Annotated in this window: 13 protein-coding genes; 11 read left to right on the top strand and 2 right to left on the bottom strand. The window is 70.2% G+C overall.

From position 1 onward, the window contains the following. Window positions 1-6: 6 nt before the first annotated feature. The gene (locus K883_RS24450; RefSeq protein ID WP_036456091.1) at window positions 7-444 is read left to right on the top strand and encodes a prepilin peptidase; all 438 of its coding nucleotides are present in this window, start codon (window positions 7-9) and stop codon (window positions 442-444) included. Window positions 445-449: 5 nt separating this feature from the next. Here K883_RS24450 and K883_RS24445 read toward each other — a convergent pair whose 3' ends face one another. After that, window positions 450-1523, bottom strand: coding sequence for an LLM class flavin-dependent oxidoreductase (locus K883_RS24445; RefSeq protein ID WP_036456090.1), 1074 nt, complete (start codon window positions 1521-1523; stop codon window positions 450-452). 163 nt (window positions 1524-1686) lie between these two features. Between K883_RS24445 and aroC the strand changes: the two genes are divergently transcribed. The 4 genes from aroC to aroQ are packed head-to-tail and all read left to right on the top strand — an operon-like array spanning window position 1687 to window position 4991. Next, window positions 1687-2892 carry a chorismate synthase gene (aroC, locus tag K883_RS24440; RefSeq protein WP_008258240.1) on the top strand — a complete coding sequence of 402 codons (1206 nt, stop codon included), beginning with the start codon at window positions 1687-1689 and terminating at the stop codon, window positions 2890-2892. After that, entirely contained in the window at window positions 2892-3416 is a 525-nt protein-coding gene (locus tag K883_RS24435; RefSeq protein WP_008258238.1) for a shikimate kinase, read from the top strand. The genes aroC and K883_RS24435 overlap by 1 nt, the downstream gene beginning before the upstream one ends. A 52-nt stretch (window positions 3417-3468) precedes the next feature. Continuing rightward, window positions 3469-4560: a 3-dehydroquinate synthase gene (gene aroB, locus K883_RS24430; RefSeq protein ID WP_036456089.1), complete on the top strand. Its 1092-nt coding sequence runs from the start codon at window positions 3469-3471 to the stop codon at window positions 4558-4560. Further along, entirely contained in the window at window positions 4557-4991 is a 435-nt protein-coding gene (gene aroQ, locus K883_RS24425) for a type II 3-dehydroquinate dehydratase (protein WP_008258236.1), read from the top strand. The genes aroB and aroQ overlap by 4 nt, the downstream gene beginning before the upstream one ends. Here the strand turns inward: aroQ and K883_RS24420 are convergent. Then, window positions 4988-5674, bottom strand: a complete 687-nt coding sequence (locus tag K883_RS24420; protein ID WP_176476837.1) for a B-4DMT family transporter — start codon at window positions 5672-5674, stop codon at window positions 4988-4990. The two genes, aroQ and K883_RS24420, sit on opposite strands and share 4 nt — an antisense overlap. A gap of 33 nt (window positions 5675-5707) precedes the next feature. Here K883_RS24420 and K883_RS24415 point away from each other — a divergent pair, with 33 nt between their 5' ends. The 6 genes from K883_RS24415 (at window position 5708) to K883_RS24395 (ending at window position 11605) form a co-directional block, all read left to right on the top strand. Then, window positions 5708-6817: a M24 family metallopeptidase gene (locus tag K883_RS24415; RefSeq protein ID WP_036456087.1), complete on the top strand. Its 1110-nt coding sequence runs from the start codon at window positions 5708-5710 to the stop codon at window positions 6815-6817. Between the two features lie 35 nt (window positions 6818-6852). Next, entirely contained in the window at window positions 6853-7077 is a 225-nt protein-coding gene (locus K883_RS27710) for a hypothetical protein (protein WP_131820975.1), read from the top strand. A 127-nt stretch (window positions 7078-7204) separates the two neighbouring features. After that, on the top strand, window positions 7205-7768 hold the full coding sequence (efp, locus tag K883_RS24410) for an elongation factor P (RefSeq protein ID WP_007171952.1): 564 nt from the start codon (window positions 7205-7207) through the stop codon (window positions 7766-7768). Further along, window positions 7765-8274, top strand: coding sequence for a transcription antitermination factor NusB (gene nusB / locus K883_RS24405; protein WP_020822987.1), 510 nt, complete (start codon window positions 7765-7767; stop codon window positions 8272-8274). The genes efp and nusB overlap by 4 nt, the downstream gene beginning before the upstream one ends. After that, the gene (locus K883_RS24400) at window positions 8271-8657 is read left to right on the top strand and encodes a hypothetical protein (protein WP_020822986.1); all 387 of its coding nucleotides are present in this window, start codon (window positions 8271-8273) and stop codon (window positions 8655-8657) included. The genes nusB and K883_RS24400 overlap by 4 nt, the downstream gene beginning before the upstream one ends. Window positions 8658-8752: 95 nt before the next feature. Then, window positions 8753-11605, top strand: a complete 2853-nt coding sequence (locus K883_RS24395; RefSeq protein ID WP_020822985.1) for an aminotransferase class I/II-fold pyridoxal phosphate-dependent enzyme — start codon at window positions 8753-8755, stop codon at window positions 11603-11605. The last annotated feature ends 31 nt before the right edge of the window (window positions 11606-11636 follow it).

Raw genomic sequence — 11636 nt, 5'->3', positions numbered from 1 at the left:
CCGCCCATGCGGATTGCGGCGGGGTGCCTGGTGCTGGCCTGGTTGGCGGCGTTGAGCTGCTACGACATCCGCGAACGGCGCCTGCCCAACGCGCTGACCCTGACCGGCGCCGCGGCGATCCTGGCGGTGGCCGGGGTGGCCGGGCGCGGGTGGTCGGCGCTGGCCGGAGCCGCGGCGTTGACCGGGATCTATCTGCTGGTCCACTGGGTGGCGCCGAGCGGGATGGGGGCCGGCGACGTCAAGCTGGCCATCGGCGTGGGCGCGCTGACCGGCTGTTGCGGCGCCGGTGTGTGGTTCCTGGCGGCGTTCGGTGCCCCGCTGCTGACCGTGCTGGTCGGGATGGTCGCCCGGATTCGCGGCGGCGCTCGGGGCGGCCGCACGGTGCCGCACGGGCCGTCGATGTGTCTGGCCAGCGCGGCGGGGATCGGCCTGGCGCTGCTCTGACGCCCTCAGTTTCCGACGACGGCGGGGCGCAGCAGCGGCAACAGCTCGTCGCCGAGCCGGACCGTCTCCGACTTGTACGGGGTGTCCGACAACACGAAATGGCTGACCCCCAGGTCGGCGTATTTGCGCAGCGCGGCGGCGACTTCGGCGGCCGACCCGACCAGCCACGTCGTCCCGGCGCCTTCCCCGCCGTACTTGCTCGGCGTCGTATACAGACAGGAATCGAGCACCTCGCCGCGCGCGGCGAGGTCGGACAGCCGCCGCTGGCCCGCGGATCCCTTCGGGTCGTGCAGCAGCTGCATGGTGGGCGTTCCGGCCAGGGTGGCGACCTTGGCCTCGGCGTCGCGCCAGGCCTGCTCGGAGGTGTCGCGCACCAGCGTGGTGACCCGGAGGCCGAATTCCAGCGGCGCGTGCTCGCGACCGAGCTTGGCGGACAACGACTTCAGCCGGTCGATGCGGTCGGCGATCCCGTCCAGCGGCTCCCCCCAGAACAGTTGGACGTCGGCGTCGGTCGCGGCGACCTGCTCGGCGGCCGCCGATGCCCCACCGAAGTACAGCGTCGGGTGCCGGCCCTCGGCCGCACCGAGCGGGCGCGGCTGCAGGCTCGAGTGTTCGACGGTGTAGAACTCGCCGCGGTGGGTGACGTCGTCCTCGCGCCACAACCGGCGCAGCAACCGGATGAATTCGCGCGTGCGGTCGTAGCGGCGTGACTTGTCGACCTCGGCGTCGCCGTAGGCGGCCGGATCGTCGGCGCCGCTGACGATGTTGACCAGCAGCCGGCCGTCGTTGAGCCGGTCGAGGGTGGCCGCCGCGCTGGCGAAATGCGCCGGATGCCAATACCCGGGACGGACCGCCACCAGCGGCGCGAAGCGGTTGGTGCGCGCGGCGATTGCGGTCGCGACCGTGAAGGTGTCCGGACGTCCCCAGCCGGTGCCGATCAGCGCGCCGTCCCAGCCGTGTTGCTCGGCGCGGTGCGCCAGGTCGACGGAATAGTCGAGGCTTCCCCAGCCGTCGACGGTGTCGTCGCCGCGATGGCCGGGCTCGACGGTATTCGGTATGTACCAGAGAAATTGACCCACCAGACAAGATGCTGGCACACGACCGCGGCGGCCCGGCCCGGCCGCCGGCCGAATCGCGTGGTCACCCCTGGAATCAGGGCGGATGAAAGTCCCCGCATCGGTTCCCCGCGGCCGCGGGCTGCGCGAATCGGCTTCCGGAAGCCGCCATGGGAAGATGGGACGCGTGTTGCGTTGGATCACCGCCGGGGAGTCGCATGGCCGTGCGCTGGTGGCCGTGCTCGAAGGCATGGTCGCCGGCGTGGAGGTCACCTCCCTGGACATTTCGGAGCAGTTGGCCCGCCGCCGGCTCGGCTACGGCCGCGGCGCCCGGATGGCGTTCGAGCGGGACGCGGTGAGCGTGCTGTCCGGGGTGCGCCACGGTGTCACCCTGGGCGGACCCATCGCCGTCGAGATCGGCAACACCGAATGGCCGAAGTGGGAGACCGTGATGGCTCCCGACCCGGTCGATCCCGGCGAGCTGGCCGACAGCGCGCGCAACGCCCCGCTGACCCGGCCGCGGCCCGGCCACGCCGACTACGCGGGCATGCTCAAGTACGGCTTCGACGACGCCCGGCCGGTCCTGGAGCGGGCCAGCGCCCGGGAGACCGCCGCCCGCGTCGCCGCGGCCACCGTCGCCCGGTCGTTCCTGCGCCAGGCGCTGGGCGTCGAGGTGCTCTCGCACGTGATCGCGATCGGCCCGTCGGCGCCCTACGAGGGCCCGCCGCCGGGCCCGGGGGACCTGGCCGCGATCGACGCCAGCCCGGTCCGCGCGTACGACGAGGCGGCCGAAAAGGCGATGATCGCCGAGATCGAAGCGGCCAAGAAGGACGGCGACACCCTCGGCGGTGTGGTCGAGGTGGTCGCCCTGGGCCTGCCCGTCGGGCTGGGCTCGTTCACCAGCGGCGACAACCGGCTCGACAGCCAGCTCGCCGCCGCCGTCATGGGCATCCAGGCGATCAAGGGCGTCGAGATCGGCGACGGATTCGAGACGGCGCGCCGCCGCGGCAGCCGTGCCCACGACGAGATGTACCCGGGGCCCGACGGCGTGGTCCGCTCGACCAACCGCGCCGGCGGGCTCGAAGGCGGCATGACCAACGGCCAGCCGCTGCGCGTGCGCGCGGCGATGAAGCCGATTTCCACCGTCCCGCGCGCGCTGGCCACCGTCGACATGGCGACCGGCGACGAAGCCGTCGCGATCCACCAGCGCTCGGACGTGTGCGCGGTGCCCGCCGCCGGCGTGGTGGTCGAGGCCATGGTCGCGCTGGTGCTGGCCCGCGCCGCGCTGCAGAAATTCGGCGGCGATTCGCTGGCCGAAACCCGCCGCAACGTCGAGGCCTATCGCAGGGCGGTCGCCGAGCGGGAATCGCCGGCCGCCCGGGGCACGGCGTGATGGCGCCCAAAGCGGTCCTGATCGGGTTGCCGGGGTCGGGCAAGTCCACCATCGGGCGCCGGCTCGCCAAGGCGCTCGACGTCGGCTTCCTCGACACCGACGCGGCGATCGAGCAGCGGACCGGGCGGCGCATCGACGAGATCTTCGCCACCGACGGCGAACGGGAATTCCGGCGCATCGAAGAGGACGTGGTGCGCGCGGCGCTGGCCGACCACGACGGCGTGCTGTCCCTGGGCGGCGGCGCCGTCACCAGCCCCGGCGTCCGCGAGGCGCTCGCCGGTCACACCGTCGTCTACCTGGAGATCAGCGCCACCGAAGGCGTCCGGCGCACCGGCGGCAACACGGTGCGCCCGCTGCTGGCCGGGCCCGACCGCGCCGACAAATACCGCGCGCTGATGGCCGAACGCAGTCCGCTGTATCGCCGGGCGGCGACCATCCGCGTCGACACCAACCGCCGCAACCCCGGCGCGGTGGTCCGCTACATCGTCTCGCGGTTGCAGGCACCGGCGGGGGCGGCCACGTGAGGGCAGCGCCGGCGACGATGCAGAGCGAAGCGATGAGGAGGAGCGGCGCCATATGACAGCCGGTGACCCGGTCACCATCGAGGTGGCCGTCGACCCGCCGTACCCGGTGATCATCGGCACCGGCCTGCTGACGGAGCTCGAGGAGCTGCTCTGCGACCGGCACAAGGTGGCCATCGTGCACCAACCGGTCCTGGCCGAGACCGCCGAGCTGATCCGAAGCCGGTTGGCGGACAAGGGCGTTGACGCCCACCGCATCGAGATCCCGGACGCCGAGGACGGCAAGGATCTGCCGGTCGTGGGGTTCCTGTGGGAAGTGTTGGGCCGCATCGGGATCGGGCGCAAGGACGCGTTGGTCAGCCTCGGGGGCGGCGCGGCCACCGACGTCGCCGGTTTCGCGGCGGCCACCTGGTTGCGCGGCGTCGACATCGTGCACGTGCCCACGACGCTGCTGGGCATGGTCGACGCGGCCGTCGGCGGCAAGACCGGCATCAACACCGACGCGGGGAAGAACCTGGTCGGGTCGTTCCACCAGCCGCGCGCGGTCCTCGTCGATCTGGCGACGCTGCAAACGTTGCCGCACAACGAACTCGTCGCCGGGATGGCCGAAATCGTCAAGGCGGGCTTCATCGCCGATCCGGTGATCCTCGACCTCATCGAGGCCGACCCTAAAGCCGCCGTGGACCCTTCCGGTGAGGTGCTCGCGGAGCTGATCCGTCGCGCGGTCGCGGTCAAGGCGGAGGTCGTCGCCGCCGACGAGAAGGAGTCCGAGCTGCGCGAGATCCTCAACTACGGGCACACATTGGGGCACGCGATCGAACGCCGGGAGCGCTACGAGTGGCGGCACGGCGCGGCGGTGTCGGTGGGGCTGGTCTTCGCCGCGGAACTGGCCCGCCTCGCCGGACGCCTCGACGACGCCACCGCGCAGCGCCACCGCACCATCCTGTCCGCGCTCGGCCTGCCGGTCAGCTACGACGCCGACGCGTTGCCTCAGTTGCTGGAATACATGGCGGGGGACAAGAAGTCGCGCGCCGGGGTGCTGCGGTTCGTCGTCCTCGACGGGCTGGCCAAGCCGGGCCGGCTGGCCGGGCCCGACCCGTCGCTGTTGGCGGCGGCGTACGCCGGACTCGCGGAGGCGCAAACATGACCACCACGGTGAACGTGATCAACGGGCCCAACCTTGGCCGGCTCGGCCGGCGCGAGCCCGACGTGTACGGCGACACCACGCACGAGCAGCTGGCGGCGCTGATCGAGCGGGAAGCCGCCGGGCTCGGCCTCAAAGCCGTTGTGCGACAAAGCGACAACGAGGCGCAGCTACTGGACTGGATCCACGCGGCGGCCGACGCGAGCGAACCGGTGATCCTCAACGCCGGCGGGCTCACCCACACCTCGGTGGCGCTGCGCGACGCGTGCGCGGAATTGAGCGCGCCGCTGATCGAGGTGCACATCTCGAATGTGCATGCGCGGGAAGAGTTTCGGCGGCACTCCTACCTCAGCCCGGTCGCGACCGGAGTGATCGTGGGGCTGGGCGTGCAGGGCTATCTGCTCGCCCTGCGTTACCTGGCCGCTGCCGGCTAGTCCTTTTTCGGCTCCTCGCGGGCCGACGGGATGACCTCGGTCTTCGGGTCGTCCTCGGTCTTGGCGATCGTCTCGGTGGGGGACTCCTCCGTGGGCATCGTCTCCGTGGGCCCCTCGCGCTCGGCGGTGGCGACCGCGGAGGTCCGCTCTTCGGTCTGGGCGCCGGCCGCGGGAATCTCACCGGTGGGCGCGTCGTCGGCGCGCACCGCGGAGAACACGTCGGTGTCGGCGCGTTCCTCGTCAGTGCCGGGCCGGCGCGGCGGGGGATTGCGGTCCACCCGCCAGCGGCCGATGGTCACGCCGATGATGCCGGGCAGGAAGACGCACAGCGCGGTGAACGCCGCGAACGTCGTCACCTCGTTGATCAGCCCACCGGTGTACAGGCCGGTGTACACCAGCGCGATCAGCCAGGAGACGGCGCCACTGAGCAGGCCCGCGACCAGGCCGGCCAGCAGCCAGGTCATCGCCAGGTCGCCGCGGCGGTCCGGATCGGGGTTGGCGATGGCGTCGGCCCGGCCGTCCAGAACCCCCCACACGGCGACCGCGATGACGAACAGCAGCAGCAGCACCACGCTGAACAAACCTGCCTGGGTCTGCCACGCGTTGATCAGCGCACCTTGGAACAATCGAACGACGACCATCGCCGCGGCGTACACCAATCCGCGCAGCATCCAGTTACTCATGGCCCAAAAGCGTAGCGAGTACCGTCAAGACCCGTGACACATTCACAGCGTCGAGACAGGCTCAGAGCGCGGCTGCAGACCAGCGGATTGGACGCGCTGCTGGTCACGGACCTGGTCAATGTCCGTTATCTCTCCGGATTCACCGGGTCCAACGGCGCGTTGCTGGTGTTCGCCGACGATCGAAGCCCCCTGCTGGCGACCGACGGCCGGTACCGCACCCAGGCCGCCGAGCAGGCGCCGGACTTGGAGGTCGCTATCGAGCGCGCGCTGGGGCGCCACCTGGTCGGGCAGGCCGCCGAGGCGGGCGCGCGAAAGCTGGGTTTCGAGAGCAACGTGGTGACCGTCGACGGATTCGACGCCCTGACCGGCGAGCTGAACGACCGGAAGGCGCCCACCGAACTGGTGAAGGCCGCCGGAACCGTCGAGGCGTTGCGCGAGGTCAAGGACGCCGGTGAGGTCGCCCTGCTGCGCCTGGCCTGCGAGGCGGCCGACGCCGCGCTCACCGACCTGGTGGCGCGCGGCGGGCTGCGGCCCGGCCGCACCGAACGCGAGGTCAGCAGGGAGCTCGAGGCCCTGATGCTCGACCACGGCGCCGACGCGATCTCGTTCGAGACCATCGTGGCCGCGGGGCCGAACTCGGCGATCCCGCATCATCGCCCCACCGACGCCGCGCTGGCGGCCGGTGATTTCGTCAAGATCGACTTCGGCGCGCTGGTCGGCGGCTACCACTCCGACATGACCCGCACGTTCGTGCTCGGCAAGGCCGCCGACTGGCAGCTGGAGATCTACCAATTGGTCGCCGACTCCCAGCGGGCCGGCCGGGAGGCGCTGCGCGCCGGCGCCGACCTGCGCGGGGTGGACGCCGCGGCCCGCCAGGTGATCGCCGACGCCGGCTACGGCGAGCAGTTCAGCCACAGCCTGGGTCATGGCGTGGGGCTGGCGATCCACGAGGCGCCGGGCATCGGCGCCACGTCCACCGGCACCTTGCTGGGCGAGTCCGTGGTGACCGTGGAACCCGGCGTCTACCTGCCCGGCCGCGGCGGCGTCCGCATCGAGGACACCCTGGTGGTGCCGGAAGAGGGCCGCGCGCAGGCCCCGGAACTGCTGACCAAATTCCCCAAGGAGCTGGCCGTTCTCTCCTAGCTCGGGGGGTTGCGCGCCCGAGTAAGGTCGGGGGCGTGAACGGGGTGGCACGGGGGTTGGCGCGCCTGCGGGATTTCCGGTGGGACATGTACGCCCAGCCCCTACGCGAGACACGGCTGGAGATGGACATCGTCTATTTCGCCGTGCGGCTGCCGTTCGCCAGCGGGGTGACGCTGCGCGTCCCGCTGTTGACGATGATCAAGCCGTTGGCGTCGCACGAGGAATCATCCCGGGTCGACGGACAACACGCCCACCGCTGACACGTTCCACCCGTCAGCGCCCCCGACCCCGGGCCGCGGGCCCGCGCCGGCGAGCACTCTAAACTGGCCGACAAGTCACAGACAGTTCCGCAGACGACTGTCCATCCCCGAGGAGACGTACCGAACCGTGGCAAGCACTGCCGATTTCAAGAATGGACTGGTGCTGGTGATCGACGGCCAGCTGTGGCAGATCGTCGAGTTCCAGCATGTCAAACCCGGCAAGGGCCCGGCGTTCGTGCGCACCAAGCTGAAGAATGTGCTGTCAGGCAAGGTCGTCGACAAGACGTACAACGCCGGGGTGAAGGTGGAAACCGCGACCGTGGACCGGCGCGACACCACCTACCTGTACCGCGACGGCTCGGACTTCGTGTTCATGGACAGCCAGGACTACGAGCAGCATCCGCTGCCGGAGTCGCTGGTCGGCGACGCCGCCCGGTTCCTGCTCGAGGGTCTGCCGGTGCAGGTGGCGTTCCACAACGGGGCGCCGCTCTACATCGAGCTGCCGGTGTCGGTCGAGATGGAGGTCACCCACACCGAGCCCGGCCTGCAGGGCGACCGGTCCAGCGCCGGCACCAAACCCGCCACCGTGGAAACCGGGGCCGAGATTCAGGTGCCGCTGTTCATCAACACCGGGGACAAGCTGAAGGTGGACACCCGCGACGGCAGCTATCTGGGACGTGTCAACGCGTGAGCCGGCCCGTTAAAGGGCGACATCAGGCTCGCAAGCGCGCCGTCGACCTGTTGTTCGAAGCCGAGGCGCGCGGATTGAGCCCCGCGGAGGTGGTCGACGTCCGCACCGGGCTCGCCGAGGCGAACCCCGAAATCGCGCCCCTGCAGCCGTATACGGCGGCGGTGGCGCGGGGCGTCGGCGAACACGCCGCACACATCGACGACCTGATCAGCTCGCATCTGCAGGGCTGGACGCTGGACCGGCTGCCCGCCGTGGACCGCGCCGTCCTGCGGGTCGCGGTGTGGGAGCTGCTCTACGCCGACGACGTGCCGGAGCCGGTCGCCGTCGACGAGGCCGTCCAGCTGGCCAAGGAGCTGTCCACCGACGACTCGCCGGGCTTCGTCAACGGGGTGCTCGGCCACGTCATGCTGGTCACCCCGCAGATCAGGGCGGCCGCCCAGGCCGTTCGGGGCGCGGCGGGTTCCGACGCCCCCGGCACAGCGGAGGACCACGGACCGCAGCCATGAGCCGGTTGGAGCTGCGCCTGGTCGTTGCGGCCGTGCTGGCCGCGGCGGTGGTGGTGGGTGCCGTGGTGTGCGCCGCCTACGGGTGGACCATCGTCGCCTCGGTGCTCTCGATCTTCGCGCTGGGGGTGGGCGCGTGGCTGTATCACTGCGTCGAACGGGTGGCCGTCGCCCGCCGCATCAGCACGGTGCGTTCGGCGGCCCGGCCGCTGCAGCCGCTGCTGCCGGTGATGGCCGCGATCATGGGCCTGACGCAGGGCGTGGTGCGAGCGCTCAGCGACGTCACCGACCTGCCGGCCCGTAGCCGGGAGCTGCCCGTGCTGCGGTGGGCGGACGCCCGGGCAAACCGGCGGATGATCGAAGGTGGTGACGAGCCGGATCGCTGATCAAGCTCAGGTGAAACGGCCACGGTCGGGGCGCGGCGGGTTGACAATACGAGTTGGACTGCAGCGGCGGCGATCCGAGAAGAACAGGTGAGGTCATGATCCGATACAGCACCCAGCCGCGACGACTTCGAGTCTCCGCGCTGGCGGCGGTGGCCAACCCGTCCTACGCCCGGGTCGACACCTGGAACCTGCTCGACGACGCGTGCCGCCACCTCGCCGAGGTGGATCTCGCCGGCTTGGACAAAACCCACGACGTGGCCCGGGTGAAGCGTTTGATGGACCGGATCGCCGCCTACGAGCGCTACTGGCTGTACCCGGGCGCGGAAAACCTGGCGGTCTTCCGCGCGCACCTGGAGAGCCTGTCCACGGTGCGGCTCACCGAAGAGGTCTCCCTGGCCGTGCGGCTGCTGAGCGAATACGGCGACCGCGCAGGCCTTTTCGACACCTCGGCGCCACTGGATGACCAGGAGCTGGTGGCGCAGGCCAAACAGCAGCACTTCTACACCGTGTTGCTCGCCGACGACGCCCCCAGCACGGCGCCGGACAGCCTGGCCGAATGCCTGCGGGCCCTGCGTTGCCCGTCCGACGATGTGCAGTTCGAGATCCTGGTCGTCCCCAGCGTCGAGGACGCGATCACCGCCGTCGCTTTGAACGGGGAGATCCAGGCCGCGATCATCCGCGACGACCTGCCGCTGCGCTCGCGTGACCGGCTGCCGCTGATGAACACGCTGCTCGGGCCCAACGAGGACGCGGACGGCGTCATCCCCGACCGCGCCAACGACTGGGTGGAGTGCGGCGAATGGATCAGGGAGCTGCGGCCCCACATCGACCTGTACCTGCTCACCGACGAGTCGATCGCGGCCGGCGACGACAGCGAGCCCGACGTCTACGACCGGACGTTCTACCGGCTCAACGACGTCACCGATCTGCACAGCACGGTGCTCGCCGGGCTGCGAAACCGTTATGCCACACCGTTTTTCGACGCGCTGCGGGCGTATGCGGCGGCGCCGGTCGGCCAGTTCCATGCGCTGCCCGTCGCGCGCGGCGCCAGCATCTTCAACTCCAGGTCGCTGCAGGACATGGGGGAGTTCTACGGCCGCAACATCTTCATGGCCGAAACCTCCACCACCTCCGGCGGTCTGGACTCGCTGCTCGACCCGCACGGCAACATCAAGAAGGCGATGGACAAGGCCGCGAAAACGTGGAACGCCGACCACACCTACTTCGTCACCAATGGGACGTCGACCGCCAACAAGATCGTCGTGCAGTCGCTGACCCGGCCCGGCGACATCGTGCTGATCGACCGCAACTGCCACAAGTCGCACCACTACGGGCTGGTGCTGGCCGGCGCCTACCCGCTCTATTTGGACGCCTATCCGCTGCCGCAGTTCGCGATCTACGGGGCGGTGTCGCTGCGCACCATCAAGCAGACGCTGCTGGACCTGGAGGCGGCGGGACAACTGGACCGCGTGCGGATGCTGCTGTTGACCAACTGCACGTTCGACGGCGTCGTCTACAACCCGCTGCAGGTCATGCAGGAGGTGCTGGCGATCAAGCCGGACATCTGCTTTCTGTGGGACGAGGCGTGGTACGCCTTTGCCACGGCGGTGCCGTGGGCGCGGCAGCGGACCGCGATGGTGGCCGCCGAACGCCTCGAGCACATGCTGGCATCGCCGGAATACGTTGAGGAATACCGGAAATGGGCCGCGTCGATGGACGGGGTCGACCGGTCGGAGTGGATCGAGCGTGAGCTGATGCCCGATCCGGCGAGCGCGCGGGTCCGCGTCTACGCGACGCACTCCACGCACAAATCGCTGTCGGCGCTGCGGCAGGCGTCGATGATCCACGTCCGTGACCAGGATTTCAACGCGCTCACCCGCGACGCGTTCGGGGAGGCGTTTTTGACCCACACGTCGACCTCACCGAATCAGCAGCTCCTCGCGTCGCTGGACCTCGCCCGCCGCCAGGTCGACATCGAGGGTTTCCAACTGGTCCGGCAGGTCTACGACATGGCGCTGGTCTTCCGGCACCGGGTCCGCAAGGACCGGCTGATCAGCAAGTGGTTCCGCATCCTCGACGAATCCGATTTGGTGCCCGAGGAATTCCGGGAGTCGTCGGTCAGTTCGTACCGCGAGGTCAGGCAGGGCGCGCTCGCCGAATGGAACGAGGCGTGGCGCTCCGACCAGTTCGTGCTGGACGCGACGCGGGTGACCCTGTTCGTCGGCGCGACCGGGATGAACGGTTACGACTTCCGCGAGAAGATCCTGATGGAGCGGTTCGGCATCCAGATCAACAAGACGTCGATCAACAGCGTGTTGTTGATCTTCACGATCGGCGTCACCTGGTCGAGCGTGCACTACCTGCTCGACGTGTTGCGAAGGGTGGCAATCGATTTCGACCGCACCGAAAAGGCGGCGAGCGTGGCGGACCGGGCGCTGCAGCAGCGCCACGTCGAGGAGATCACCGAGGACCTGCCGCACCTGCCCGACTTCAGCGAGTTCGACGTCGCGTTCCGGCCCGTCGACGAATGCAACTTCGGCGACATGCGGTCGGCGTTCTACGCCGGATACGAAGAGGCCGATCGCGAGCACGTGCTGATCGGCATGGCGGGCCGGCGGCTGGCCGAGGGCAAGACGCTGGTGTCGACGACGTTCGTGGTGCCCTACCCCCCGGGCTTCCCGGTGCTGGTGCCCGGCCAGGTGGTCTCCAAGGAGATCGTCTACTTCCTGGCCCAGCTCGACGTCAAGGAAATCCACGGCTACAACCCCGATTTGGGGCTGTCGGTCTTCACCGAGACGGCGCTGGCGCGCATGGAAGCGCAACGCAACGCCGCGGCGGCCGCGGTGGGCTCGGTGACCGCGGCGTTCGAGCTGCCCGCAGACGCCTCCGGCATGAACGGGGCGCGCAACGGCGCCCCGGCGGTGCCGTCGGTCGCCGACAACACGTGACGCGCGCGTCGGGTTCTGCTCATCCAGATCG

The sequence above is a fragment of the Mycobacterium sp. TKK-01-0059 genome (assembly GCF_000709305.1).
In the GTDB taxonomy this organism is placed as follows: Bacteria; Actinomycetota; Actinomycetes; order Mycobacteriales; family Mycobacteriaceae; genus Mycobacterium; species Mycobacterium intracellulare.
Note: the sequence above shows the minus strand (reverse complement) of the source record. Positions and strands in the feature narration are given on the sequence as shown.

Bases quoted from the DNA above. Each gene is read 5' to 3' on its own strand.
- K883_RS24450 (WP_036456091.1), top strand. From the start codon at position 7: ATGCGGATTGCGGCGGGGTGCCTGGTGCTGGCCTGGTTGGCGGCGTTG.
- K883_RS24435 (WP_008258238.1), top strand. From the start codon at position 2,892: ATGGCGCCCAAAGCGGTCCTGATCGGGTTGCCGGGGTCGGGCAAGTCC.
- aroB (WP_036456089.1), top strand. From the start codon at position 3,469: ATGACAGCCGGTGACCCGGTCACCATCGAGGTGGCCGTCGACCCGCCG.
- aroQ (WP_008258236.1), top strand. From the start codon at position 4,557: ATGACCACCACGGTGAACGTGATCAACGGGCCCAACCTTGGCCGGCTC.
- K883_RS24420 (WP_176476837.1), bottom strand. From the start codon at position 5,674: ATGAGTAACTGGATGCTGCGCGGATTGGTGTACGCCGCGGCGATGGTC.
- K883_RS24400 (WP_020822986.1), top strand. From the start codon at position 8,271: ATGAGCCGGTTGGAGCTGCGCCTGGTCGTTGCGGCCGTGCTGGCCGCG.
- K883_RS24395 (WP_020822985.1), top strand. From the start codon at position 8,753: ATGATCCGATACAGCACCCAGCCGCGACGACTTCGAGTCTCCGCGCTG.